The sequence below is a fragment of the Thalassovita sp. genome, from assembly GCF_963691685.1.
In the GTDB taxonomy this organism is placed as follows: Bacteria; Pseudomonadota; Alphaproteobacteria; order Rhodobacterales; family Rhodobacteraceae; genus Thalassobius.
The window spans coordinates 968,384-994,523 of sequence record NZ_OY829290.1; the positions used below are offsets into that span (position 1 = coordinate 968,384).

Here is a 26,140-nt window from a genome sequence, read left to right on the forward strand (position 1 = left end):
TCTACTTTTTCAAAGGGCAGGGCCGCGCGTCGGGCCTGCCTTTTCCTTTGGTGAAAGACATCCCATGTTGCAGATCTATTCTGACCCCGTATCGCTCTACTGTGCCAAACTGCGCATCCTGTTGCGCCACAAGGCCATCGATTTCGAAGAACTGGCGCCCCCCGGCGGCTACGGGTCCGACGCCTATAAATCCATCGTCCCTTCCGGCAACCTGCCTGCAATGCTGCATGATGGGTTCCAACTGGCAGATTCCGAGGCGATTGCCGAATATCTGAATGAAGCCTTCGTGGATGTGCCAATGCTGCCGGTGAACCTGCAGCTGCGCGCGAAAGCCCGCGAGAAAAGTCGCTTCCATGACACCCGGCTGGAACCCTCGGTGCGGGCGTTTTTCCCGCAGGTGGCCTATGCGGGCCGTGATGCGGATCGCGTGAAAGCGCTTGGGGAGGCGATGAGCCAGCACCTCTCCTCATTGGATCTGCTGTTGGAACACAGCCCGCTGGACACCTCTGAGCTTTATCTGTGTGACTGCGGCTTTGCGGTGACCTTTGCCTGGATCCACGCCTTTGAGGCGGATTGCGGCCTGCAGGTGACATGGCCAGACCGGGTGCGTGCTTATGAGGAACGCCTGCATGGCTTTGCCGCTGTGGCTGAAGAACTGGCGGCTTACAAACCGGCAATGGACGGCTACATGACCAAGGCCCATGCGCCCTAAGGTGCTATAGCGCCTCGGAAAATCCATCCTGCGGGGTGGTCAGGCGCACGTGACGCAAAAAGGCCCGGCCGACATGGGACAGCGGCCGGTCCTCACTGGAAAAGAACGTGGTGGTGAAATGGATCGGCGCGTTGAACCTGCGGTAGACGATCCTGTCATCAGGATAGAGCGCTGAGGGAAACGGGTTCAGAATAGACACCCCGGCGCCCGCCTTCACCATATCTGCGGCAAACTGCCAGGTGTCCGCCTCAATCACGGGCGGTTTGTACACCCCGGCCTGCGCCATGATGCGGTCAAAAGCCCCACGGGTGATGTTGTTCTGCGTCAGCGAGATCAGGTTTTCATCGCGCAGATCCGTTGGCTCAATCTGCTCCTTCGCAGCCAGCGGATGATCGGACGGCAGCGCGCAGACGGCGGGCGAGCGGCGGAACGGAATGGTCTTCAGGCCCGAACGGGTCATGTCCACACCAACCAGCGCCAGATCACAGCTGTGTTCCAGCACATAGCGCGGCATGTCGTCATTGGTCGCGACCAAGATGCGCAGATTGTAATCCGGCTTGGCGCGCATGAAACTGGCACAGATATCAACGAGATAGCGATGGGTGTAGCTGGGCGGCGCAATCAGCGTCAGGGTTTCCCTAACCGGTTCGATCGGCCCATCGATCCGGGCCAGCGCATCAAACAGCGGATCCAGCCGCCGGTTCAGCTGCAGGGCTTCGGCGGTGGGCCGCAGACGGCCGCCATCTCTCTCAAACAGAATGTAACCTGTGCGTGCCTCGAGGTTGGCAATGGAGCGGCTGACAGCGGGTTGCGACAGGCTCAAATGGGCCGCCGCAGCCGAGGCTGTGCCGGTCTCCATCAATGCACGAAATGCTTGGTATTCGGGCAGGCTGTGCCAGTTTTTACGCGCCATTGTTGAGGTCTCGCAGCTTTCCTGATTGATCTATAACTAAAAGTTATAGCTGGCCCGATTGCCTATTACATTACCTTGGGTATCATCGCGGCGACCAAGACCCAACCAAAAGATTTACAACCCTTGCCTGATCGTTCCCCTGCCTTCGACCTGAAACAGCCGCTGATCTTTGATGGCCACAACGACCTCTTGCTAAAGGTCCAGCGCGCCGGCGGCCTGTCTGCCCTGTCTGATTACATGGAGGGCGGACCGGGGCATTTGGATCTGCCAAAGGCAAAGGCCGGTGGTTTTGGTGGCGGCTTCTTTGCGATCTATGTGCCCTCGGCCAGCAATGCCGATGTCGACGATCTGGAAATGCGCGAGCCCCCCTATGATCTGCCGCTGCCAGATGCCATCAACTGGGAAGATGCGATGACCGTGGCGATGTCACAGTTTGCCGTCCTCCTGCGTCTGGAGGAACAGGGCGGTCTGAAAATCGCCCGCACCGCACGTGAAATCCCCGCGATTATGGCCCAGGGCAAAGTGGCCGCCATCGCCCATATGGAAGGGGCCGAGGCAATCGACCCCGATTTTGAAACACTGGAAGTGCTCTATGCCGCGGGCCTGCGCTCGCTTGGTCCGGTCTGGAGCCGCCCCACCATCTATGGGCACGGCGTGCCGTTTCGTTTCCCATCGGATGGCGATATCGGCCCCGGTCTGACCGATCACGGCATCCGGCTGGTGCGCCGTTGTGACGAAATGGGTGTGATGATCGACCTGTCACACCTGAATGAGGCCGGATTCTGGGATGTGGCGCGCCACAGCACCAAACCGCTGGTCGCCACCCATTCCAACGCCCATGCGCTGTCTGCCTCGGCCCGCAACCTGACCGACAAACAACTGGATGCCATTGCCGAAACCGACGGCATGGTGGGTCTGAACTTCGCCACCGCCTTCCTGCGGGAGGATGGGCGGATGGATGCGGACACGCCGCTCGATACCATGCTGCGCCACCTCGATCACCTGATCGCGCGGTTGGGTGAAGACCGCGTCGGCTTTGGCTCTGATTTCGATGGGGCAATGGTTCCCGCCGAAATCGGCGATGTCAGCGGGCTGCCCGCCCTGCGCAAGGCCATGATGGATCATGGCTATGACGCGGCGCTTTTAGAAAAACTCTGCCACCGGAACTGGGTCCGAGTGCTGGAGGCAAGCTGGGGCCACTAACCCGGCATGCAAGAAAAATCCCAGATAAAACCAACAGGAGAACGGATAGAAATGTCTTATTTCAGAAAACTGATGGCGACTGCGGCAATGGGTGTCGCGGTGGGTGTGACCGCCCTGCCTGCGATCGCAGAAACCCCGGCCAATATGCTGGTGATCGCCAACCGTATCGATGACATCACCACGCTGGACCCGGCGCAGAGCTTTGAATTTGCGGGCTCTGACGTGCTGCGCAACGTCTATGGCAAGCTGGTCAACTTTGACCCGAACAACCTGGATGCCGGCTACCAGCCCGACCTGGCCGAAAGCTGGACCGTGTCCGAAGACGGCAAAACCATCACCTTCACCATGCGCGAAGGTGTGAAGTTCCACTCAGGCAACCCGGTGCGCGCCGAAGACGTGGCCTTCTCGCTGAAGCGTGTGGTTCTGCTGAACAAAACCCCGTCGTTCATCATCACCCAGTTCGGCTTCACCCCGGAAAACGTGGATGAAACCATTGTGGTTGACGGCAACACCGTGTCGATCACCACCGACAAGCGTTACGCCACCTCCTTTGTTCTGAACTGCCTGACCGCAACCATCGGCGGCGTTGTCGACAAAGAGCTGGTGATGGCCAACGAAGTTGACGGCGACATGGGCAACACCTGGCTGGCCACCAACTCGGCAGGCTCGGGCCCGTACAGCCTGGCCAGCTGGAAGCCGAAGGAAAGCGTCACGCTGAACGCCAACGCCGACTACTACGGTGGCGCGCCGGCGATGAAGCGCGTGATCGTGCGTCACGTACAGGAATCCGCCACCCAGCGTCTGATGCTGGAACGCGGTGACATTGACGTGGCCCGTGACCTGAACCCGTCGGACGTTGAAGGCGTGCGCGCGGCAGAAGGTGTAGAGATCCTGGAAGAGATGCGCGGCCGTCTGATGTATATCGCCGCCAGCCAGAAACATCCTGAGCTGTCCAAGCCTGGTGTCCGTCAGGCGCTGAAATACCTGATCGACTATGAGGGCATGCAGAACAGCTTCCTCAAAGGCGCGTATGTCACCCACCAGAACTTCCTGCCGAAAACCTATCTGGGTGCGGTGGATGAGAACCCGTTCTCGCTGAACCTCGACAAAGCCAAGGCCCTGCTGGCCGAAGCTGGCGTGGACGGCATGGAGCTGACCATCGGTGTGCGTGAAGCGCAGGAACGTCTGGAAATCGCGCAGTCGCTGCAGAACACCTTCGGTCAGGCGGGCATCACCGTGAACCTTGAAGTGGGCACCGGCAAACAGATCCTGGGCAAATACCGCGCCCGTGAACTGGACATCTACCTGGGGGCCTGGGGCCCGGACTATCCCGATCCCCACACCAACGCAGGCACCTTTGCCTATAACCCCGACAACTCGGATGCGGCTAACGCCACTGGCCTTCTGGCCTGGCGCAACAGCTGGGACACCGGTGGTCTGACCGAAAAAACCGCCGCAGCGGTTGTTGAGGGTGACCGCTCCAAACGTGCCGAGATGTATCAGGGCATTCAGGCACAGTTCCGCGATACCTCGCCCTTTGCTGTGATGTTCCAGAAGGTTGAGCAGGCCGGTGTTGCAGACAACATCGAAGGTCTGAACCTTGGCGGCGCCATCACCGCAGTGTCTTACTGGACCGTGACCAAGTAAGATGCGGGCGCAACGTACCTTCGTGAAGAGGCAGCCACGGCTGCCTCTTCCTCCATGGGTCCGAGGGTTGGTTATCACCCTCTTTTCCATCTCCATCACCATGTTGGGTCTGCTGCTGGTCACCTTTCTGATCGGTCGCGTGATGCCCATTGACCCCGTTCTGGCTGTTGTCGGTGAACGCGCAAGCCAGGAACAATATGATGCGGTCTTCAAAGACCTTGGGCTGGATAAGCCCCTCATTGTACAGTTTTTCTACTATGTCTCGGATGTGCTGCGCGGCGATTTTGGCCAGTCCTTGCTGACGGCCCGCCCGGTTGCCGATGACATTGCCCGTGTGTTCCCCGCAACCTTTGAACTGGCCACCATCGGCATCTTACTGGGCTGTATCCTTGGCGTGCCGCTGGGTGTGATTGCCGCCGTGCGCCGTGGCTCCTGGATCGATCAGATCGCCCGAGTTGTGGCGCTGGTGGGGTATTCCATGCCGATCTTCTGGCTGGGCCTGATGGGGCTGCTATTGTTTTACGGCATCCTCGGCTGGGTCGGCGGACCGGGCCGTCAGGGGATTTTCTATGAGGATATGATCCCCTCTGTGACCGGTATGATCCTGATTGACTCGGCACTGGCCGGGGATTGGGGCGCCTTCTGGGATGCGTTTTCCCATATCATCCTGCCGGCTTCGTTGCTGGGCTACTACAGCCTTGCCTATATCAGCCGGATGACGCGGTCGTTCATGCTGGAACAGCTTTCGGCCGAATATGTCACCACCGCGCGCGTCAAAGGCATGAGCGAATGGGCGGTGATCTGGGGCCATGCGTTCAAGAACATCCGGGTGCAGCTGATTACCGTGATTGCGCTGTCCTATGCCAACCTGCTGGAAGGGTCGGTCCTGACCGAGATCATCTTCAGCTGGCCGGGCATCGGCAGCTATATCACCACGGCGCTGCTGTCTGCGGATATGAACGCAGTGTTGGGCGGTACTGTTGTGGTGGGGCTGGTGTTCATCTGTCTGAACGTCTTCTCCGACCTTCTTTATAAATTCTTCGATCCGAGGTCCAAATGAGCAGTCAAGCATCCTCTTTGCACGCCTGGCTGACGTCTGAGACCCCGACGTCACGCCGGCAGGCCCGCTGGGCCGCCATCTACAAGGGCTGGCTGTCGCTGAAGTCAAACCATATGGCGATGGCTGGTCTGGCGATCATCATTGCGCTGATCACTGTGGCCGCCTTGGCCCCTTGGATCGCGCCGCATGATCCCTTTGTGCAGGATCTGGGCAACCGCCTGCAGCCGCTTGGCACCGAAGGCCATGTTCTGGGCACTGACAGTCTGGGCCGTGATATCCTCAGCCGGTTGATCTACGGCGCGCGGATCACGCTTTACATCGTGGCGCTGGTGGCGCTGATTGCGCCCATCGTCGGGCTGCTGGTCGGCACCATCTCGGGCTATGCCGGCGGGTGGGTGGATCTGGTGATGATGCGCATCACCGATATCTTCCTGGCCTTTCCCCGGCTGGTTCTGGCGCTGGCCTTTGTGGCCGCGTTGGGGGCAGGGATTGAAAACGCCGTTCTGGCGATCAGCCTCACCGCCTGGCCGCCCTATGCCCGGATGGCACGCGCTGAAACTCTGACAATTCGCGGATCTGACTATATCAGCGCGATCCGTCTGCAGGGGGCTGGTCCGTTGCGGATCATCACCAAACATATCTGGCCGCTCTGCATTTCTTCCCTGATCGTGCGGGTCACGCTGGATATGGCCGGGATCATTCTGGCCGCTGCCGGCCTTGGTTTCCTGGGGCTTGGTGCGCAACCGCCCAGCCCGGAATGGGGCGCCATGATTTCTGAGGGGCGCCGGTTCCTGCTGGATCACTGGTGGGTCGCCACCATGCCCGGCCTTGCCATTTTCACCGTGTCGCTGGCGTTCAACCTGTTGGGTGACGGTCTGCGCGACGTGCTGGACCCGAAGGATAGCAGCTCATGACCACGCTACTTGATGTTAAAAACCTCTGGGTCAAATTCCCCACCCGCAACGGTATCTTTGATGCGGTGCGCGGCGTCAGCTTCTCACTTGGTAAGGAACGGCTGGGGATCGTTGGCGAAAGCGGCTCGGGCAAATCCATGACCGGCCGGGCCATCCTGCAACTGATCCGCAAACCCGGCATGATCGAGGCTGATCATATCGCGCTGCAGGGGCAGAACCTGTTGGATCTGAGCGAAAAGCAGATGCGCGGTGTGCGGGGCAAGCAGATCTCAATGGTGATGCAGGACCCCAAGTTTTCGCTGAACCCGGTGCTGACTGTGGGCGATCAGATTGTCGAGGCCTACCGGCTGCACAATAAGGCCAGCAAGGCCGAGGCCCGCGCCAAAGCGCTGGAGATGCTGGAGGCGGTTTCGATCCGCGAACCTGAACGGGTAATGAAGGCCTATCCGCATGAGATGTCCGGTGGCATGGGGCAGCGCATCATGATCGCCATGATGCTGATCCCGAACCCGGAAATCCTGATCGCGGATGAACCGACATCGGCTCTTGATGTGTCGGTGCAGGGGCAGGTGCTGTCGATCATGGACCGGCTGGTCAAAGAGCGTGGCATGGGGCTGATCTTCATCAGTCACGACCTGAACCTTGTGTCGCAGTTCTGTGACCGGGTGCTGATCATGTATGCCGGCCGTGTGGTTGAGGTCTGCCAGGCGGACAAGCTGCATGAGGCCAAACACCCCTATACCCAGGGGCTGCTTGGCTCTTTGCCGAAATTTGACGCACCGCGCCCCCGGCTGGAGGTTCTGAACCGCGATCCGGCCTGGCGTGACGCCCCCAGCGTGGAGAGCACATCATGAGCAATGCGTTGGAGATCAAAGATCTTAACGTCTACTTCGGCGATCATCATGACCTGTTTCAGGCGGTGAAATCGGCCAGCTTCACGGTTGAGAAAGGCAGCAGCTTTGGCCTGGTCGGCGAGAGCGGATCGGGCAAGTCGACGATCCTGAAAGCCCTGACCGGTCTCGCCCCCCAGTGGGAGGGCGAGATGACCGTCGCCGGGCAGCAGCTAGGCCTGAAACGGGATCGCAGTTTCTACAAGACGGTGCAGATGGTGTTTCAGGATCCCTATGCCTCGCTGCATCCGCGGCAATCGGTGGATCATGTGCTGTCAGAAACGCTGAAACTGCATGGCTTCAGCGACATCAATGACCGTATTGAGGCGCTGCTGAAGGATGTTGGGTTGGGTCCGGAGTTCCGGTTCCGCTATCCGCACCAGCTGTCGGGGGGCCAACGTCAGCGGGTGGCGATTGCCCGGGCTTTGGCGTCTGAGCCGCAGATCCTTTTGCTGGATGAACCGACCTCGGCACTGGATGTGTCGGTGCAGGCGGAAATCCTGAACCTGCTGAGTGACCTGCGCGCCGAACATGGGCTGACCTTTGTGATGGTGTCTCACGATTTGGCGGTGGTGTCGCATATGTGTGACCAGACTGCCGTGATGCGCAACGGTGAGATTGTGGAGATCATCAGCATCGAAGACATGCGCGCCGGCAAGACTGCGCATGATTACACCAGTCAGCTGCTCCAGGCCTCGGTCAACCGCGTCGCCTGAGTGCGCAGTCTAACGAAATGCCAAGGGCCGCAGCTGCTACGCTGCGGCCCTTTGCGGTTTTGTGGGTGAGAGCGCGCGCTACTCCAGCGCAACAGACTGGGTGCTGAGGTAGTTTGCGATCTCGATGGGAGTGGCGGTTTTTTCAAACAGCAGTGCGGTTTCCTGTTCCACACCGCTCATATCCGGCAGCTCATGGGCGATGCCTTTGTGGCAGTTGATACAGGTCTTTTCCCCGGTGAAGAGGAACCGCTCATGCGCTTCTGCGGCGCGGGTGCTTTGGCGGGTGATATCCATCGACTCGGCGGAATGGCAGTTGCGGCACTCAAGTGAGTCGTTGGCCTCCAACCTGGCCCATTCGTGTTGGGCCAGCTCCAGCCGTTTGGCCAGAAACTTCTCACGGGTGTTGATCGTGCCAAAGATCTTGCCCCAGACCTCCTTGCTGGCCTGCATCTTGCGGGCAATCTTTGAGGTCCAGCCATGCGGCACATGACAGTCGGAACATTTGGCCCGCACGCCAGAGCGGTTGGTGAAGTGGATGGTGGTTTTCAGCTCCTCATAGACGTTGGTGCGCATTTCATGGCAACCGGTGCAGAAGGCTTCGGTGTTGGTGGCCTCCATGGCGGTGTTGAACCCGCCCCAGAACATCACCCCCATGAAGAAGCCGCCCAGCGTCAGCGCGCCCAGGCTGATGTGAAGGCTGGGGCTGGAAAAGGTACCCCACATGACTTTCAGTGCAGCGATCAAACGGCCAAACATCAGTCAGACCCCCGATTGGATTGCCGGGCAATGTCCAGCACCGAGTCGACATCGATAAAACTGTTGCCCACCAGTTCGCGCACCTCTTTCTGGGTCACGTGACATTGCGTGCAGAAGTAGCGGCGCGGCGTGACTGAGGCGAGGAACTGGTTCTCGCGGTTCATGAAATGGGTGATTGAGACCATCGGTGCCTGGCTGAATTCAGTAGCGGCACGGCTGTGACACTGCAGGCATTTGTTGGCATTGGTGTCGATCTGATAGCCATCAATCGTATGCGGGATCAGTGGCGGCTGTTCGGGATAGTTGCGGGACTGCCGCAGATCATTGTTCACCACCTTGCCAATCGATGGTGGGCTGGCCTCAGTGTCCAGCGGGGTGCCGCCGCGCAGGGTGGCGACATGTTGCTGCGCAACCGCTGTGGTGACCAGCAGGCAGGTGAACAGGGCGGGGATGAGGATACGTTTCATGAGCAGACCCCCATCGGCTCAATTTTGACCGCACATTTCTTAAAATCGGTCTGTTTCGACAGCGGATCGGTGGCGTCCAGCGTCACCTTGTTGATCAGCTGACGGGCATCAAACCATGGCACAAACACCAGCCCCTTCGGCGGTTTGTTACGGCCGCGCGTTTCGATCCGGCTGAGGATATAACCCCGGCGTGAGGAAAGCTTGACCTCAGTGCCGCGCCTCACCCCAAGGGCCTTGGCATCATCTGGGTGCATGTAGACCAGCGCATCCGGCACCGCCTTGTGCAATTCCGGCACGCGCTGCGTCATGGAGCCTGAGTGCCAATGTTCTAGCACCCGGCCCGTGGCCAGCCAGAAGGGATATTCATCATCCGGCGCTTCGGCCGGGGGCTCATAGGGCAGGGCAAAGATCCGCGCCTTGCCGTCCGGGTGGCCGTAGAACTCATAATCCGCCCCTGCGGTCACATAGGGGTCAGAGCCTTCTTTGAACCGCCATCTGGTTTCCTTGCCGTCCACCACAGGCCAGCGCAGCCCGCGCACCTCATGATAGGTGTCAAAGGGCGCCAGATCATGCGCCTTGCCCCGGCCAAACTGGGCGTATTCCTCAAACAGGCCTTTTTGCACGTAGAAGCCAAAGTCCTCAGACTCGGCATTGGCGTAGTCATCTGAGGTTTCTGAAAGCGGGAAGGCATCGACCTGTCCGTTGGCAAACAGCACGTCAAAGAGGGTTTTGCCTTTGTATTCCGGGGCGCTGTCCAGCAGCTCCGCGGGCCAGACCTCATCTGTGGTGAAGCGTTTGGAGAACTCCATCACCTGCCACAGATCCGATCGCGCCTCACCGGGGGCTTCGACCAGCTGGTGCCAGAACTGGGTGCGCCGTTCCGCGTTGCCATAGGCGCCTTCCTTTTCCACCCACATTGCGGCGGGCAGGATCAGATCGGCGGCTTCGGCCGTCACGGTTGGATAGGCGTCAGACACAACGATGAAGTTGTCGGGGTTGCGATAGCCCGGCAGGCCCTCCTGCATCATATTGGGGGCGGCCTGCATGTTGTTGTTCACCTGCACCCAGTAGCAGTTGATCTTGCCATCTTTCAGCTGCCGGTTTTGCTCCACCGCATGGGCGCCGTTCCAATCGGGAATGGTGCCGGCAGGCAGCTTCCAGATCTTTTCGGATTTGGCGTGGTGTTCGGGGTTGGTCACCACCATGTCTGCGGGCAACCGGTGCGAAAAGGTGCCAACCTCACGCGCTGTTCCACAGGCTGAGGGCTGGCCGGTCAGCGAAAACGGCGAATTGCCGGGGGTGGAGATTTTACCGGTCAGCAGATGCAGGTTGTAGATCATGTTGTTGACCCAGACGCCGCGGGTGTGCTGGTTCACCCCCATGGTCCAAAGGGACATGACCTTGGTGTCGGGATCGGCATAAAGCTTGGCAATCTTTTCCAGATCTGATGCCACCACGCCTGACATCTCAGCCGCCTTTTCCAGCGTGTAGGGGGCAACGTATTCGGCAAACTCTTCAAAGGTCATCGGCTCAGACGCGCCCGAGTTTGGATTGGCCGCCGCCTGCTGCAACGGATCGTCATCGCGCAGCCCGTAGCCGATATCCTCAGCCCCTTTGCGGAAGTTCACATGTTTGGCGACGAAGTCTTCGTTCACCGCCCCGTTCTGGATGATGTAATTGGCGATATAGTTCAGGATCACCAGATCGGTCTGCGGGGTGAACGTGGCCGGGATATCCGCCAGATCGTAGCTGCGGTGACGGAAGGTCGACAGCACCGCAACCTTCACATGCGGATGGCTAAACCGGCGGTCGGCGATGCGCGTCCAAAGGATCGGATGCATCTCAGCCATGTTGGACCCCCAGAGCACAAAGGCATCCGCGTTCTCAAAGTCATCATAACAGCCCATCGGCTCATCAATGCCAAAGGTCCGCATGAAACCCACCACTGCACTGGCCATACAGTGGCGCGCGTTGGGATCGATGTTGTTGGACCGGAAACCGGCCTTCATCAGCTTGGCATTGGCGTAGCCTTCCCAGACCGTCCATTGGCCAGAGCCAAACATGCCGATGCCACGTGGCCCTTTTTCGGCCAGCGCGGCTTTCCATTTCTCGGCCATGGTATCAAAGGCTTCGTCCCAGCTGACCGGCTCAAAATCACCGTTTTTGTCGAAAACCCCGTTGGTCTTCCGCATCAGCGGCTGGGTCAGGCGGTCGGTGCCATACATGATCTTGGACAGGAAATAGCCTTTGATGCAGTTGAGGCCGCGGTTGACCTCGGATTCCGCATCACCATGGGTGGCCACCACCCGCCCGGCCTTGGTTGCCACCATGATCGAACACCCGGTGCCGCAGAACCGGCAGGCCGCCTTAGACCATTTCAGATCCGTCAGCGAAGCATCCGTGACAAGGTTTTGCGCCGCAGCGGGCAGGGGCAGCCCAGCGGCAGCAGCGGCGGCGGCAACGGCCTGAGCCTTGATAACGTCTCGTCTTGAAATCATTCGAATATACCTTCCTAGCTGCGGCTTGGTCTGGGTATCGATGATCTTGGCTTAGGGTGCGTAGGCCTCGTGGTAGACAAGGGCGGCGCTGACAACACCATCGATAAGGCTGAGAGTATTCATGTGCTCGACAATTTGTTTTTCGCACCCGGTCTCAAGGGTGACGATGATTTTGCCCGTCGGATCCGTCATCGCAACGGCGCCACCGGGGAGGGTTTCAATATGGGCCTCCACCTGCTGCATCTTGGCCGGATCGGCCCGCAGCAAGAGGCTGGAAATATGAATGAAATCTGATTTCGGGCGCTGGGTGTCAGGCATGGGCCACCTCCGCTGCCGGGGTGGGGGCAGGCGCCATTGCAATGGCATCTGTTGGGCAAATCCCAACGCAATGGCCACAGGCGGTGCAGTTTGATGCGGCCACGCTGACACGCCCCGCCGGGCGCACACTCAGGTCAAAGCGCAGCGCCTCCTCATCGCAGGCATCGGCGCAGCTTTGGCAGGAAATGCCGAGGGTCAACAGGCAGGCACTGCTGATTTCAGCCACCAGCGGCCAGGGTGGCTGGCCAAGGTCAAACACCGGTTCCTTGCAGGCCTCTGCACAGGCGCCACAGAAGGTGCAGCCGGTTTCGGTGAAATCCACAATCGGGGCTTTGGCACGGCCGGGCCTCAGGATCTGTTCGGGGCAGGCGGCGATACAGTCGCCACAGCCGATACAGTTCTGGCGCACGGAAACCTCCGTGGCCCAGGGGGGGGCGCACAAAAGGTGCTGCGGAATGGCTATTTGGCTGTCCTCGCATCATACCCCTCTACCACCGTCAATGTGTCGGGGGGCCGTAGATCATCTGGAAGAACCAGACGGAAAACCCGTAGCCACCGACAATCGCAATGGCGAGGATCGGCGCGAGGAACACGGCGAGAAAGATAAACATCCTCCACTCGCGGCGCTTCAGGGTTTCACTATCAACTTCGGTCGTCTGAGGTATTCAAAAACTCCTCAATCGGCAGTGTGAAAGGCGGGAACCTATACAAAGGTGTAGCATCTAATGGGCCGCCCAGCAAGACGCGTCGAGCCATGGCGTTGACGCCAACCAATTGGGACAAAGCTTTCGGGTTTGATTTGAAAAGGGAGAAAATTATGTCAGCGACCGTACCGCGCACGTTTTCACACATTGGTCTTTCCGTTCCCGATCTGGATGCGGCGGTGCAATTTTACCGCGATATCTTGGGGTTCTACGTCATTATGGAGCCAACCGAGGTCACCCAGGATGACAGCGCAATAGGGGTCATGTGCAATGATGTTTTTGTTCCCGGTTGGGGCCGCTTTCGGATTGCGCATCTGGCCACCGGGGATCGTGTGGGCATCGAACTGTTTGAATTTCCGGATAACTATCTGCCTGAGGACAAACTGCCTTTCCGCCAGGTGGGGCTGTTTCACTTCGCCATTCAAGACCCCGATCCTGAGGCTTTGCTGGAACGGATCATCGCCGCAGGCGGCAAGGCGCGGATGCCGATCCGGCGCTATTACCCGGGCGAAAAACCATACCGGATGGTCTATGTCGAAGATCCCTTTGGCATCGTGTTTGAGTTGTACTCACACGGGTATGAGCTGACCTATTCCGCGGGCGCCTACGCGTAACGGTGCAGTTCACGCTATGCCTTTGTGACGGGTCGCATACGGCAGCGTATGCCTTGCGGCAGGCGCGATGTGGGGCGTTTGCCTGTGGGGACCCTCCGCCGGGCTGGACATTATAGTGGAATACTGAATGTATCGGGCTGATACATCGGATTTCAGGCGGTATTGGTGATGCGCAAACTTCATGACATTGATCTCAAGCTGCTGCGCGGTTTTCAGGCGATTGCCGAGGCAGGCGGCATCGCGGGCGCGCAGGTCACGTTGAACGTCAGCCAGTCCACCCTCTCCACACAGCTGGCCGACCTTGAGGCGCGGTTGGGCTTTCGCCTGTGCCGCCGGGGGCGTGGTGGATTTGCACTGACAGATGAAGGGCAGCAGCTGCTGGACGCGATGGAGGATCTCTTCGCCGCGGCGGATCGGTTCCAGAATGCCACTGCCACCATTTCCGGCGAAATGCGCGGCGTTTTGCGGATCGGCATCATGGACGCTATGCTGGCCAATCACGCCTGGCCGCTGCCGGACGTTCTGGGCCGGTTTTCGGCCCGCGCGCCGCACACCCATGTCGATCTGTCGCTGGTCTCCCCCGCCGCGATGGAGGGGCTGGTGCTGGACGGCAAACGCGATGCGGTGATCGGGCCCTTCCCGGAAAAGCGCGCAGGTCTCAGCTATCTGCCGCTGTTTCAGGAACGCCATTCCCTCTATGCCGCCCGCCATCATCCGCTGGCGCAGGAGGAGGCGATCACCTTCGACACCCTGAGCCGCCATGCCCTGATCGTCACCGCCGGGGAGATGCGGCGCTTTCCGTTTATTCGCACGGGCCGGGCCAAGTCCGGTGCGGAGGACCGTGAAAACATCTACCCGGCCGCAACGGTGGATCAGATGGAAACCCATGCGATCCTGATCCGCTCGGGCCGGTTTGTGGGGTTCTTGCCGGACTACTACGGCGCCAGCCTGACGGATCTGGCGGTGCTGCCCACCGGCAAGGAGTTGCAATATCTGTCCCCGATCTATCTGGTCAGCCGCAAAGGGGGGGACGACAATCTGATCCTGCGCCGGTTCCTGAAGGACGTGGCGGATCAGCCGCTGATTGCGGGGCCTTTGACACGTGGTGGGGCGGTGGTGCCGCTTGCTGAGTGATTGTATCGGAAAATCCGATGTAATTGGCGAATATCTTGGATGTTTCGCTGTGATGCTGCGGGTTATTGCGGGTCAAACCCTTTGACCGGAGACCTCAAATGCCCACCCCTCACGCGCCCTTGGTTCTGGATGCCGCTGCAGTTGCCGCCCTTTTGCCGCAGGTGGATGCGCTGGCCGCCATGCGCCGCCTGTTTACCGAACTGGGCCAGGGGGACGCCGTGCAACCAGCACAAAGCCTGACGCTGCTGCCCGGCGGGCAGGGCTTTCAGGGGGATTTCATCACCTATCAGGGCGCCAGTCATGGTGCACAGATGTTTGGCGCCAAACTGTCCCCCTATTTGCCGCGTGAAGAAGGTGCGATCGTCACGGCCTGGACGGTGTTGATGTCCTCGGAAACCGGGCAGCCATTGATGCTGTGTGATGCGGGGCGCCTGACGGTGGAACGCACCGCCGCCACAACGGCCCTTGCGGTGGATCACCTCGGCGGGGCTGCGGCCCGCCGCCTTGCCATTATCGGATCCGGTGCAGTGGCTGAGGCGCATCTGCGTCACGTGTTGCCGCTGCGGGACTGGCAGGCGGTGCAGGTGTTCTCCCCCAGCTTGCAAGGCGCAGGGCGGGCAGATCATTGGCGCGGCCTCGATCCCCGGGTCACTGTTGCGCAGAGTGCTGATGCTGCCATTGCGGGGGCAGATGTAGTGATGCTCTGCACCTCCTCCGGTCAGCCGGTGATCGATACCACGGACGTCAAGCCCGGAACCTTGGTTACCTCGATAAGCACCAATGTGGCCCGCGCCCATGAGGTGCCGCCAGCCTTCCTTACTGATGCGGAGGTTTACTGCGATTACCGCGCGACAACACCCATGACAGCGGGCGAAATGGTGATCGCGGCTGAACAGGGCTGGGGCGCCGGCGCCATTCGCGGTGATCTGGCGGAGCTGCAGTGTGGTCAATGTCCGAACCCCAGCGGCGACAGGCCGGTGTTTTTCCGTTCCATTGGTCTGGGGCTGGAGGATATCTTGATGGCCGAGGCGGTCTATCAGGCGGCCCGCAGCGCCGAGTGAATAAAGACAGATAAGAAAAGGCAGAGTTCAGATGGATATCAAACCCTTCGGTGTTGAGATGTGGATGAATGAGTTCGAAACCAAATGCGAACTCAATCTGGCGGAAACCTGTGTGGAATCGATCACGCTGGGCGAACTGGCGGATCTGTCGGGCATGGGCGCGGCGCTGTGGCAGGCGCTGGCCGATATGAAAATGACCTATGGCGCCATCGAAGGCTCGGATCGGCTGCGCGATGCCATTGCGGCGCTGTATGATCAGCAGAAACGTGAAAACATCCTGACCACCCATGGCACCATTGGGGCAAACTCACTGGTGCATCAGACGCTGGTCAGCCGCGGCGATCATGTCATTTCGGTCATTCCGACCTATCAGCAGCACTACTCCATTCCCGAAAGTCTTGGCGCGGAGATTGAGCTGTTGCATCTGACGCCAGAGCTGGGCTTCCAGCCGGATCTGGATCAGCTGCGCCAGATGGTGCGCCCGGACACCAAGTTGATTGCGATCAACAACCCCAACAACCCCACCGGCGCCTTGATGGACCATGCTTGCCTTGAGGCGATTGTGGAGATTGCGCGCGGCTGTGGCGCCTGGCTGCTGTGTGATGAGGTCTATCGCGGCACCGATCAGGTGGGCGACGGCATGACGGTTTCCGTGGCGGATCTTTATGAAAAGGGCATCAGCACCGCCGGCATGTCCAAGGCCTATTCACTGGCCGGGTTGCGTCTGGGCTGGATTGCAGGGCCGGAAGAGCTGTTGCATCAGGTGATGATCCACCGCGATTACAACACAATCTCGGTGGGTATGGTGGATGAGTTTCTGGCCGCCGTCGCGCTGGAGAACAAGGATAAGATCCTCGCCCGGTCGCGCCAGATCACCCGGGACAACCTGCAGATCCTGGAGGATTGGGTGGATCAGGAACCGCTGATCAGCTGGATAAAGCCGCAATCCGGCACAACAGCGCTGCTGCGCTATGATCTGCCTCTCACCTCGCGTGAGTTCTGTGTCACGCTGCTGCAGGAAGAGGGCGTGATGCTGACCCCGGGCAGCGCGATGGAGATGGAGGGGTGGCTGCGCATTGGTTACACCAATCCGCAAGCCGACCTGACGGCAGGGCTAAAACGCCTGTCAGCCTTCCTCAACCGCCGCAGCTAGATCAAGATGCGACGGGGCGGGCTATTGACCCGCCTCCGCCTCAACCTTGATCGGCTCTGGTGGGTAGAGCCAGTGCATGAACGGACGTTTGTAATCCTCGCGCAGCATTTCCCGGCGCCCGGGCCAGAGGCCGAATTCGCGGCGGAAATGTTCGATGCAGGCGTTGTCTGCGGCAAGGCGGCCGTGATCACGGTAAACGAATTTGCCCAGACGGTGAGTATGATGGGCGCCGTAAGGTTTGCGCAGGATGCTGGCTGGCTGAACCAACCAGATCGGAATACCCCGACGCGCCAGATGCCCGGACAGCCAGGGATCATCCACCGTCCACAAGATATCGGGAATATCAAAGACCGCAGCATCGAAAAACGAAGGTTTGACCATTACGCCGCGATAGCCCTCCAGAATATCGACATGGCCGCTTTCAGTGTAGGGCTGGGGCTTGTAGGTGAAGAGCGACGCCAGACGTGAAAGCCGGTAGGCAAAACCTTTTTGCCGCCGCTCAGCCCGGGGCTGTTGGTCAAAATCGCGCAGATACCGGTGGCCGACGGGGCGGTCATCCAGATCGTAGCCTTTGCCGACCAGACACTTATCCGGGTGGTCCTGACGGGCTGCCAGAAACTTGGCGGCCCAATCCGGTTCGTATTTCTGATCATCATCGCAGAACAGGATATCGATATCCTGACCTTGCAGGTCTTTCACTGTGGGTAGGATTTTGGTTGCAGGGCCCAGATCCTCATCGCACCAGTGAACCGTGATGCCGTCCGGCAGGTGGCTGGTGTCAATTTTGGCCCCCGGAAACCGGCGGTAGCTGTGGCAGAGGTTCAGCCGGATTTCCGTCGGTTTGGCTGTTTGGTTCAAGAGATCCCGCAATGTCGGGGCGATTTTGTCGATCCGCGGCGGGGTGGTGGTCAGACTAATAATATAAGGCGTCATGGCAAAATAAGCTGTGTTAATGTTCGTAATGGAAACCTTTATAGACACGTAACGTTGCTGTCCCCTTCGGTTTTCGGCGGGCAGCGCGGATCATTGCGCGGGTCTGTGGCGCCACGGCAGCAGCTTCGCCCGTCGCGTGTGGCACTTTCGCCTATGAGTGGGTGTGACGGGGGATTAACCGCGTTTCAGTCAATCGATCAGCCGGGTCAAAGCTTCGCTCTGGTCGCCGGTTTTGGGCCAGACGAGGTAATAGGTGCCGTCGGCCTCGGTGACGTCGCCGCAGGCGGGCACAACGCGGCCGCGGGAGATTTCCGCCTCGGCCAAATATTGCGGCAGCAAGGCCGCGCCAAAGCCGGCGGCCACCGCTTCGGACATATTGGCGAATTGGTCAAACAGCATGCCGCGCAGGCGGCTGGCGGTCAGACCCTGTTGTGCGAACCAGCCTTCCCAGGCGCCAGGGCGGCTTTCGAGATGCAGCAATGGCATTTCCAGCAGCGCCTCTGGCGTCAAGGGCAGTTTGGGTGCGAAATCCGGGGCGCAAACGGCCATCACACGTTCGGTGGCCAGCGGCAGATAGTTCACGCCGGGCCAGTTCTGACTGCCAAAATGCAGCGCTGCGTCAAAGGGATCCTGCTGAAAATCAAACGGCAAAACGCGGGTCGATTGGTTGATCAGAATGCCCGGGTGTGCCTCATAAAACCCGCGCAGCCGGGGCGTCAGCCAGTACATCCCAAAAGACGGCAAAACCGCCAGGTTGAGGCTGCTGCGCGATCCAGTTGCCTTCACCTTGAGGCTGGCCTGGGCGAGGTTCTTCAGCACCTCACGGACCGATTTTGCATAGGTTTCCCCGGCCAATGTCAGCTTCAGCCCTTTGCCGTCGCGCACAAACAGCGAGACGCCGATCTGTTCCTCCAAAACCTTCAACTGGCGGCTGACGGCCGAATGGGTCAGGGACAGATCCTGGGCCGCTGCTGTGGCGCTGCCAAGGCGGTCCACGGCCTCCAGTGCGGTCAGGGAATTGATCGAAGGAAGAAAGCGGCGCGAGGCGATCATGTGAGTTTTTCTCCAAGGTGTGCGATTTCTTACCGTTATTCATTCTGGATACGAAGTGTTAATTGCACAAAAACGACAAACAGCAAGGGACGTGCCGATGTCCACATCTGCCCAGGGTTTTCGCCGCGCCAGCCGGATTTCCGCCATTCAGCTGTCAGAAATTGCGCAGCTGAGTGAGCGCGCCGCAGCCCTGCGCGCCGCCGGCAAAGATGTGGTGGCCCTGTCCACCGGGGAGCCTGATTTCCCAACCCCACCCCATGTTGTTGAGGCCGCGCATCAGGCGGCGCTGGCGGGGCAAACCGGTTACACCGCCACCCTGGGCACCCCGGCCCTGCGCGCCGCCATCGCGGCAGAGGCGGCCGTGTCCCCGGCTGAGGTCATCGTGTCCACGGGGGCAAAGCAGGTGCTGGCAAATGCGATGCTGGCCAGCCTTGATCCCGGGGATGAGGTCATCATGCCCGCGCCTTATTGGACCAGCTATTCCGACATCGTTGCAATGGCCGGCGGTCGCCCGGTGGTGGTGCCTTGTGACATGGCGCAGGGGTTTAAGCTGACGCCGGGCCAGCTGAAGGCGGCGATCACCCCGCGCAGCCGTTGGGTGATGCTGAACGCGCCCTCCAATCCCAGCGGCGCGATCTATTCCCCTGCGGAGCAAGCCGCGCTGGCAGAGGTGCTGCGCGCCCATCCGCAGGTGATGGTTCTGGTCGATGAGATCTATGCCCACCTGAGCTATCAGCCTTTCACCTCTTTTGCGGCGGCGGCACCGGATCTGAAGGATCGGATGCTGATCGTAAACGGCGTTTCCAAAGCCTATGCGATGACGGGTTGGCGGATTGGTTGGGGGATTGGCCCTGCCGATATGATCCGCGCGATGGGGGCGGTGCAGGGGCAGGTGACCTCTGGCGCCTGTTCTGTTTCGCAGGCGGCGGCATTGGCGGCTTTGACTGGCGATCAGGCGCTGTTGATCACGCGGCTGGAGGAAATGCGCCAGAGGCGGGACCGCGTCGTCGCAGCGCTCAATGCGATCGACGGCATCCGCTGTCCGGCGCCTGATGGGGCGTTTTACGTCTTCCCGGATATCCGTGGGGCCATGGCCAAAGGTGGTTTTGACACGGATGCTGATTTCTGCGCTGCCTTGCTGGATCAGCAGGGGCTGGCGATTGTGCCGGGGCGTGCCTTTGGCCTGCCGGGGCATGCACGGCTATCCTTTGCCTATGCCAAGGAAGAGATCGAAGCGGGCCTTGCCCGTATCGCAGCCTTTGTGGCGGCGTTCTGAGCCAGCCGACTGCGACTAGACATTTAGGAGAAGACCATGGATCGCGCCGCGATTGTGCATAAGAACTTCCTCACCCGGGTGGCCGCGGCGGATCTGCCGCAGGGCAATGCGCCCAGCGGGCCATTGACGGCGCCGGAAGCGGTTTCGATTTTCCGCTCGGGCTGCCTGTCGCGGGCGATGGATCTGAAAAGCCGCGCGATGCAGAAGGCGGGGCAGGGGTTTTACACCATCGGCTCCTCCGGGCATGAAGGTCTGGCGGCGGTTGCGGCGGCGCTGCGGCCCACCGATATGGCGTTTCTGCATTACCGGGATGCGGCGTTTCAGATCCAGCGCGGTGAACAAGTCCCCGGTCAGACCATAGCGCGCGACATGATGCTGAGCTTTGCCTGCTCCAGCGAGGATCCGATTTCTGGCGGTCGCCATAAGGTGCTGGGCTCCAAAGCGCTGAACATTCCGCCGCAGACCTCAACCATTGCCAGCCACCTGCCGAAAGCTGTGGGTGCGGCCTATTCCATTGGGGCCGCCAAACGGCACCGTCCGGAACATGCGGTGTTGCCGGATGATGCCATTGTTTACTGCAGCTTTGGCGATGCCTCGGCCAACCACTCCACCGCGCAGGGGGCGTTCAATACTGCCGGTTGGACCTCATTCCAATCGGTGCCCATGCCGCTGTTGTTCTGCTGTGAAGACAACGGGATCGGCATTTCGACCAAAACGCCGAAAGGCTGGATCGCGGCCAATTTTCAGAACCGTCCCGGCATCAAGTATTTCGCCTGCGATGGTCTGGACATCTATGACACCTACGCCACCGCGCAAGAGGCCGCGCGCTATGTGCGGGAACGCAAGAAACCGGCGTTTCTGCATGTGCGCACCGTGCGTCTTTACGGTCACGCGGGGGCGGATGTGGCCACCAGCTATCTGCCCAAGGCTGAGGTTGAGCAGGACGAAGCCAATGATCCGCTGCTGCATTCGGTCCGTCTGATGCAACAGGCGGGCGCGCTGCAACCGGCTGAGGCGCTGAAGATCTACCAGGATACAATGGACCGGGTCGAACGGATCGGAGATGAGGCCGCGACGCGCCCACATCTGGAAACGGCCAGCGATGTGATGGCCTCACTGATCCCACCGAAACGGGCCTGTGCGCCAACCAATGGCCCCTCGGCCACCGCGCGGCAGGCGGCGTTTGGCTCTGATCTGCGTGCGATGGAGGAGCCGCAGATCATGTCGCGCCTGATCAACTGGGCGCTGACTGATCTGATGTTGGAACATGGTGAGATCGTCATGATGGGCGAAGACGTTGGCCTGAAGGGCGGCGTTTACGGTGTGACGCAAAAACTGCGCCAGCGGTTTGGCCCGGATCGGATGATCGACACGCTGCTGGATGAGCAATCCATTCTGGGCCTCGCCATCGGTATGGCGCAGAACGGCTATACCCCGATGCCGGAAATCCAGTTCCTGGCCTATCTGCATAATGCTGAGGATCAGATCCGCGGTGAGGCGGCGACGTTGTCTTTCTTCTCAGAAGGGCAATACACCAACCCGATGGTGATGCGGATTGCCGGCCTTGGGTACCAGAAGGGGTTTGGCGGCCATTTCCACAACGATAACTCGGTCGCTGTGTTGCGCGATATTCCCGGCGTCATTCTGGCCTGTCCTTCTAACGGCGCCGATGCCGCGATGATGTTGCGGGAATCTGTGCGTCTGGCGCGGGAAGAACAGCGCGTGGTCGCCTTCCTTGAGCCGATTGCGCTGTACCCGATGCGGGATCTGCACACGGCCAAGGATGGCGGCTGGATGCAGCGCTACCCGGATCCGTCGCAGACCATCGCGCTGGGCGAGGTGGGCGTGCATGGCGCAGGGCAGGAACTGGCGATCGTGACCTTCGGCAATGGCACCTACCTCAGCCAGCAGGCGCTGCCCGCGATTGAGACCGCAGGGATCAAGACGCGGATCATCGATATGCGCTGGCTGTCGCCGCTGCCGAAGGACGCGCTGAGCAAGGCGGTTGCGGGCTGTGACAATATTCTGGTGGTGGATGAAACCCGCCATTCCGGTGGCGTGGCCGAGGCCTTGATGGCGCATTTCCATGAGGCGTCAGATGCCAAGCTGGCCCGGCTGACCGCCGAGGACAGTTTCATCGCCACCGGCCCGGCCTATGCGGCCACCATGCCGTCCAAGGACAGCATCACCGCTGCGGCCCTGAACCTTGTGGGGAAACCATCATGAGCAGCAAGAAAACAGCCGTGGTCATCTGCCCCGGTCGGGGCACTTACAATGCAGCGGAACTGGGCTATCTCAGCCGCCACTTCCCTGATGCAGGCCTGATGGCGCGCTTTGACGCGGAACGCACCCGTATGGGGCAGGACAGTCTGGCGGCGTTGGATGGCGCTGAACGGTTTTCACTGGCCCGTCACAGCCGGGGCGATAATGCCTCGGCCCTGATCTATGCCGCCACGCTGGGCGATTTCATGGCGATCAACCGCGATGAGGTTGATGTGGTTGCGGTCACCGGCAACTCGATGGGCTGGTATTCGGCACTGGCCTGCGGCGGTGCGCTCAGTGCGGAGGAGGGTTTCAAGGTCTCCAACACCATGGGCAGCCTGATGCAGGCGGCGCTGATTGGTGGGCAGGTGATCTACCCTTGGGTCGATGAGGATTGGCGCCCGCAGCCCACCCGTCGCGCCGCCCTGCTGTCAGTGGTGGATGAGATCAACGCGCGCGCCGGCCATGTGCTGACCCTGTCCATTGATCTGGGTGGAATGCTGGTCTTGGCGGGTGATGAACCCGGGCTGGCCGCCTTTGAGGCCGCGGTGGAGCCAACGCAGGGCCGGTTCCCGATGCGGCTGGGCAATCACGCGGCGTTTCACAGCCATCTTCAGGCGCCTGTTGCCCAGCAGGGGCGCGATCAATTGCCCGCCAGTCTGTTTCAGCAGCCGGATCTGCCAATGATCGACGGGCGCGGTGCCATCTGGTGGCCGGGCGCCTGCGATCTGGGGGCACTCTGGTCCTATACGCTGGGCCATCAGGTCACGGAAACTTACGACTTTACTCATGCCATCACGGTGGCGGCGCGTGAATTTGCCCCAGATATGTTCATCGTCACCGGCCCCGGCACCACGCTGGGCGGCGCGGTGGCGCAATCGCTGATCCGTGCGGGATGGCGCGGTATCGAAGATAAAACCTCATTCAAACAACAACAGGACCAGCATCCGCGCCTGATCTCCATGGGGAGAGAAGACCAGCGCGGAGTGGTGTCCAAGTAACCTCTCACTAACACTCAGTAGGAAGATAAGATGTCTCATTCCGAAATCCTGACCGCTTCAGGCCTGACCGAGGCCGAGCTGACCGGCGGCACGCTGGCGGTACACACCCCCGTTGATGGCTCCGAGATTGCGCGCCTTGCCATGCACAGCGTGGCTGAGGCGGACGAGATGATGGCCACCGCGCATGAGGCGTTTTTGCAGTGGCGGAAAGTGCCCGCACCGCGCCGGGGCGAATTTGTGCGCCTCCTGGGCGAAGAGCTGCGTCGTGAGAAAGAGGCGCTGGGCGCGCTGGTGACGCTGGAATGCGGCAAGATCTATCAGGAAGGTCTGGGCGAAGTGCAGGAGATGATCGACATCTGCGATTTCGCCGTTGGTCTGTCGCGTCAGCTTTACGGTCTGACCATTGCCTCAGAACGCCCCGGTCATGCGATGCGGGAAACCTGGCACCCGATGGGTGTCTGCGGCGTCATCACCGCCTTCAACTTCCCGGTGGCCCCCTGGTGCTGGAACGCGGCGCTGGCGCTGGTCTGCGGTGATCCGGTCATCTGGAAACCGTCTGAGAAGACCCCGCTGACCGCACTGGCCGTGCAGAAAATCTGTGATCGGGTGTGCGAACAGTTTGGCGATGATGCCCCGAAAGGGCTGACACAGGTTCTGATTGGGGAACGCGATCTGGGTGAGGCGCTGACTGCCAACCCAAAGGTGGCCCTGATCTCGGCCACCGGTTCGGTCCCGATGGGCCGCGCCGTTGCGGCGGATATGTCGAAACGTCTGGGCCGCACTATTTTGGAACTGGGCGGCAACAACGCGATGATCGTGGCCCCCTCGGCGGATCTGGAAATGGCGCTGCGGGCGATTGTCTTCTCAGCCGTTGGCACCGCTGGTCAGCGCTGCACCACCCTGCGCCGCCTGATCGTGCACGAAGATGTCTATGACGCGCTGGTGCCGCGTCTGGTCAAGGCTTACGCCGGCCTGCCGATTGGCGATCCCCTGGCCGAGGGCACGCTGGTCGGGCCGCTGATCGATCAGGACGCCCTGTCGGCAATGGACAAGGCGCTGGTGCAGGCGCAGGCCGAAGGGGGCACCGTCCACGGCGGCGGGCAGGCCTTGGCCGACAGCCACGGCGCAGCGGCCTATGTGACCCCGGCGATTGTGGAAATGCCCGGCCAGAGCGCGATCATGCATCATGAAACCTTCGCGCCGATCCTCTATGTGGTGAAATATCAATCGCTTGAGCAGGCGATCGACATGCAAAACGCAGTGCCGCAGGGCCTCTCCTCTTGCATCTTCTCGACAGACGTGCGTGAAACCGAGCTGTTCTTGTCGGCGGCGGGGTCCGATTGCGGGATCGCCAACGTCAACATCGGCCCTTCGGGGGCTGAGATTGGCGGGGCCTTCGGCGGCGAGAAAGAGACCGGCGGCGGACGTGAAAGCGGATCGGATGCGTGGAAAGGCTACATGCGGCGCCAGACCAACACCGTAAACTACTCGCGCGAGCTGCCCCTGGCGCAGGGGATCAAGTTTGACATCTAACCAGGCACAGAGTGATCTGTCGCGCGGCCTCTGGGCCGCCAGTCTGAAACAGCGGGCCGACTGCGGCCCGCTGACCCAGGAGATCAGCGTCGATCTGGCGGTGATCGGCGGCGGCTTCACCGGCTGTTCAGCCGCTTATGAGGCAGCGCGCAGCGGTGCCTCCGTCGCCCTGCTGGAGGCCCATGACATCGGCGAAGGCGGATCAGGCCGCAACGTCGGGCTGGTCAATGCTGGTCTTTGGCTGCCCCCTGATGTGATCCTGACCCAAATGGGCGATGCACCGGGGCGTCATCTGATCGATGTGCTGGGCCGCGCGCCCGATCTGGTCTTTGACCTCATCACTCGCGAAGGCATTGAGTGCGAAGCCACCCGCGCCGGAACCTTGCATTTGGCCCATGCGGCCAGCGGTCTCAAAGATCTGCAAAACCGGCACCGTCAGGGCAATCAGTTTGGGGCCTCGCTGCACCTGCTGGACGCTGCCGAAACCCAACGTCGCACGGGCAGTGATGCGTTTCATGGGGCGCTGCTTAACCCAGCTGCAGGCACGGTGCAGCCGCTGGCCTATTGCCACGGGCTGGCGCAGGCGGCGCAACGCGCCGGGGCGCAGCTGTTTGCCAATTCACCGGTGGAGGCACTGCGCCATGAGGCGGGGCAATGGCAGTTGATGACGCCGCAGGGCATCGTGCGGGCCGGGGCGCTTTTGGTGGCGACAAACGCCTATGCTGAAGCCGCGGCTCTGCCGGAACGCCCGCAATATGTGCCGGTGAACTACTGCCAGTTTGCCACCCGCCCCATGTCGGCAGAGCAGCAGGCGCGGATCCTGCCTGCGGGCGAAGGGTGCTGGGACACGGCGCAGGTGATGTCCTCGATCCGCCGGGATGCGGCGGGGCGGATGATTGTGGGTGGCATGGGCAACAGCCGTGGTCTAGGGGCGGCGCTGCACGCGGGCTGGGCGCGGCACAAACTGCGGTCGCTCTACCCCGAACTGGGGGATCAGCCGTTTGAACACCACTGGTCGGGCCGCATTGCGATGACCAGCGATCACATCCCCAAGGTGCAGGTCTTTGGCCCCAATGCCTATGCGATCTTTGGCTATTCGGGGCGCGGTATTGCGCCGGGCACTGTTTTTGGCACTGCCGCCGCCAAGGCCCTGTTGAGCGGCGATGACAGCCATCTGCCGCTGCCAGTGGTTGAAGCCTATGCCGAACGGTTCACCGCCGCCAAAGGCGCGTTTTTTGAATTTGGCGCCACCATGGTCCACACCCTGAACCGGTTGCCGTTCACCGCCCGTTAAGGGCTGGCAGCCGCGTTCGGGCGGGGTG

25 protein-coding genes are annotated in these 26,140 nt (G+C 60.8%); 16 read left to right on the top strand and 9 right to left on the bottom strand.

The features are described from left to right. The first annotated feature begins 64 nt into the window (after positions 1–64). Positions 65–712 carry a glutathione S-transferase family protein gene (locus ACORLH_RS04715; protein WP_321831443.1) on the top strand — a complete coding sequence of 216 codons (648 nt, stop codon included), beginning with the start codon at positions 65–67 and terminating at the stop codon, positions 710–712. 4 nt (positions 713–716) lie between these two features. Here the strand turns inward: ACORLH_RS04715 and ACORLH_RS04720 are convergent, their stop codons facing one another. Then, the gene (locus ACORLH_RS04720; protein ID WP_321831444.1) at positions 717–1,625 is read right to left on the bottom strand and encodes a LysR family transcriptional regulator; all 909 of its coding nucleotides are present in this window, start codon (positions 1,623–1,625) and stop codon (positions 717–719) included. Positions 1,626–1,775: 150 nt separating this feature from the next. Between ACORLH_RS04720 and ACORLH_RS04725 the strand changes: the two genes are divergently transcribed. The 6 genes from ACORLH_RS04725 (at position 1,776) to ACORLH_RS04750 (ending at position 8,055) form a co-directional block, all read left to right on the top strand. Next, positions 1,776–2,828 carry a dipeptidase gene (locus tag ACORLH_RS04725; RefSeq protein WP_321832772.1) on the top strand — a complete coding sequence of 351 codons (1,053 nt, stop codon included), beginning with the start codon at positions 1,776–1,778 and terminating at the stop codon, positions 2,826–2,828. 51 nt (positions 2,829–2,879) lie between these two features. Further along, the gene (locus ACORLH_RS04730) at positions 2,880–4,475 is read left to right on the top strand and encodes an ABC transporter substrate-binding protein (protein ID WP_321831446.1); all 1,596 of its coding nucleotides are present in this window, start codon (positions 2,880–2,882) and stop codon (positions 4,473–4,475) included. 67 nt (positions 4,476–4,542) lie between these two features. Next, on the top strand, positions 4,543–5,535 hold the full coding sequence (locus tag ACORLH_RS04735; RefSeq protein ID WP_321831448.1) for an ABC transporter permease: 993 nt from the start codon (positions 4,543–4,545) through the stop codon (positions 5,533–5,535). After that, positions 5,532–6,449 carry a nickel transporter permease gene (gene nikC / locus ACORLH_RS04740; protein ID WP_321831451.1) on the top strand — a complete coding sequence of 306 codons (918 nt, stop codon included), beginning with the start codon at positions 5,532–5,534 and terminating at the stop codon, positions 6,447–6,449. Before ACORLH_RS04735 ends, nikC begins: the two co-directional genes overlap by 4 nt. Then, positions 6,446–7,303: an ABC transporter ATP-binding protein gene (locus ACORLH_RS04745; protein ID WP_321831452.1), complete on the top strand. Its 858-nt coding sequence runs from the start codon at positions 6,446–6,448 to the stop codon at positions 7,301–7,303. The genes nikC and ACORLH_RS04745 overlap by 4 nt, the downstream gene beginning before the upstream one ends. Continuing rightward, on the top strand, positions 7,300–8,055 hold the full coding sequence (locus ACORLH_RS04750; protein WP_321831454.1) for an ABC transporter ATP-binding protein: 756 nt from the start codon (positions 7,300–7,302) through the stop codon (positions 8,053–8,055). Before ACORLH_RS04745 ends, ACORLH_RS04750 begins: the two co-directional genes overlap by 4 nt. Before the next feature lie 78 nt (positions 8,056–8,133). On the opposite strand, the gene ACORLH_RS04755 is transcribed toward ACORLH_RS04750, so the two are convergent. The 6 genes from ACORLH_RS04755 to napE form a co-directional block, all read right to left on the bottom strand. After that, positions 8,134–8,811 carry a NapC/NirT family cytochrome c gene (locus tag ACORLH_RS04755; RefSeq protein WP_321831455.1) on the bottom strand — a complete coding sequence of 226 codons (678 nt, stop codon included), beginning with the start codon at positions 8,809–8,811 and terminating at the stop codon, positions 8,134–8,136. Then, entirely contained in the window at positions 8,811–9,278 is a 468-nt protein-coding gene (locus tag ACORLH_RS04760; protein ID WP_321831456.1) for a nitrate reductase cytochrome c-type subunit, read from the bottom strand. The genes ACORLH_RS04755 and ACORLH_RS04760 overlap by 1 nt, the downstream gene beginning before the upstream one ends. Continuing rightward, positions 9,275–11,776, bottom strand: a complete 2,502-nt coding sequence (napA, locus tag ACORLH_RS04765; RefSeq protein ID WP_321831457.1) for a periplasmic nitrate reductase subunit alpha — start codon at positions 11,774–11,776, stop codon at positions 9,275–9,277. The genes ACORLH_RS04760 and napA overlap by 4 nt, the downstream gene beginning before the upstream one ends. Positions 11,777–11,827: 51 nt before the next feature. Then, entirely contained in the window at positions 11,828–12,094 is a 267-nt protein-coding gene (locus ACORLH_RS04770) for a chaperone NapD (protein WP_321831458.1), read from the bottom strand. Continuing rightward, on the bottom strand, positions 12,087–12,503 hold the full coding sequence (locus ACORLH_RS04775; RefSeq protein WP_321831459.1) for a ferredoxin-type protein NapF: 417 nt from the start codon (positions 12,501–12,503) through the stop codon (positions 12,087–12,089). The genes ACORLH_RS04770 and ACORLH_RS04775 overlap by 8 nt, the downstream gene beginning before the upstream one ends. Positions 12,504–12,591: 88 nt before the next feature. Next, positions 12,592–12,759, bottom strand: a complete 168-nt coding sequence (napE, locus tag ACORLH_RS04780) for a periplasmic nitrate reductase, NapE protein (protein ID WP_321832773.1) — start codon at positions 12,757–12,759, stop codon at positions 12,592–12,594. 152 nt (positions 12,760–12,911) lie between these two features. Here napE and ACORLH_RS04785 point away from each other — a divergent pair, with 152 nt between their 5' ends. The 4 genes from ACORLH_RS04785 to ACORLH_RS04800 all read left to right on the top strand — a co-directional run bounded on the left by ACORLH_RS04785 (position 12,912) and on the right by ACORLH_RS04800 (position 16,760). Continuing rightward, positions 12,912–13,412, top strand: a complete 501-nt coding sequence (locus ACORLH_RS04785) for a lactoylglutathione lyase family protein (RefSeq protein WP_321831460.1) — start codon at positions 12,912–12,914, stop codon at positions 13,410–13,412. A 168-nt stretch (positions 13,413–13,580) separates the two neighbouring features. Next, the gene (locus ACORLH_RS04790; protein WP_321832774.1) at positions 13,581–14,546 is read left to right on the top strand and encodes a LysR family transcriptional regulator; all 966 of its coding nucleotides are present in this window, start codon (positions 13,581–13,583) and stop codon (positions 14,544–14,546) included. 98 nt (positions 14,547–14,644) lie between these two features. Then, the gene (locus tag ACORLH_RS04795; protein ID WP_321831461.1) at positions 14,645–15,607 is read left to right on the top strand and encodes an ornithine cyclodeaminase family protein; all 963 of its coding nucleotides are present in this window, start codon (positions 14,645–14,647) and stop codon (positions 15,605–15,607) included. 31 nt (positions 15,608–15,638) lie between these two features. Continuing rightward, complete coding sequence (locus ACORLH_RS04800; RefSeq protein WP_321831462.1) at positions 15,639–16,760, top strand: aminotransferase; 1,122 nt, start codon at positions 15,639–15,641, stop codon at positions 16,758–16,760. Between the two features lie 21 nt (positions 16,761–16,781). Here the strand turns inward: ACORLH_RS04800 and ACORLH_RS04805 are convergent, their stop codons facing one another. Next, positions 16,782–17,693 carry a glycosyltransferase family 2 protein gene (locus ACORLH_RS04805; protein WP_321831463.1) on the bottom strand — a complete coding sequence of 304 codons (912 nt, stop codon included), beginning with the start codon at positions 17,691–17,693 and terminating at the stop codon, positions 16,782–16,784. A 189-nt stretch (positions 17,694–17,882) separates the two neighbouring features. Further along, the gene (locus ACORLH_RS04810; RefSeq protein ID WP_321831464.1) at positions 17,883–18,746 is read right to left on the bottom strand and encodes a LysR family transcriptional regulator; all 864 of its coding nucleotides are present in this window, start codon (positions 18,744–18,746) and stop codon (positions 17,883–17,885) included. Between the two features lie 97 nt (positions 18,747–18,843). Here ACORLH_RS04810 and ACORLH_RS04815 point away from each other — a divergent pair, with 97 nt between their 5' ends. From ACORLH_RS04815 to ACORLH_RS04835, 5 genes are read left to right on the top strand one after another with little or no spacing between them, the layout of a single operon-like run. Further along, positions 18,844–20,022 (top strand): pyridoxal phosphate-dependent aminotransferase, encoded by a 1,179-nt coding sequence (locus tag ACORLH_RS04815; RefSeq protein WP_321831465.1) that lies wholly within the window; start codon positions 18,844–18,846, stop codon positions 20,020–20,022. 36 nt (positions 20,023–20,058) lie between these two features. Beyond that, positions 20,059–22,248 carry a dehydrogenase E1 component subunit alpha/beta gene (locus tag ACORLH_RS04820; protein WP_321831466.1) on the top strand — a complete coding sequence of 730 codons (2,190 nt, stop codon included), beginning with the start codon at positions 20,059–20,061 and terminating at the stop codon, positions 22,246–22,248. Next, entirely contained in the window at positions 22,245–23,285 is a 1,041-nt protein-coding gene (locus tag ACORLH_RS04825; protein ID WP_321831467.1) for an ACP S-malonyltransferase, read from the top strand. The genes ACORLH_RS04820 and ACORLH_RS04825 overlap by 4 nt, the downstream gene beginning before the upstream one ends. 30 nt (positions 23,286–23,315) lie before the next feature. Continuing rightward, positions 23,316–24,818, top strand: coding sequence for an aldehyde dehydrogenase family protein (locus ACORLH_RS04830; protein ID WP_321831468.1), 1,503 nt, complete (start codon positions 23,316–23,318; stop codon positions 24,816–24,818). Next, on the top strand, positions 24,808–26,112 hold the full coding sequence (locus ACORLH_RS04835) for an FAD-binding oxidoreductase (protein WP_321831469.1): 1,305 nt from the start codon (positions 24,808–24,810) through the stop codon (positions 26,110–26,112). The genes ACORLH_RS04830 and ACORLH_RS04835 overlap by 11 nt, the downstream gene beginning before the upstream one ends. The last annotated feature ends 28 nt before the right edge of the window (positions 26,113–26,140 follow it).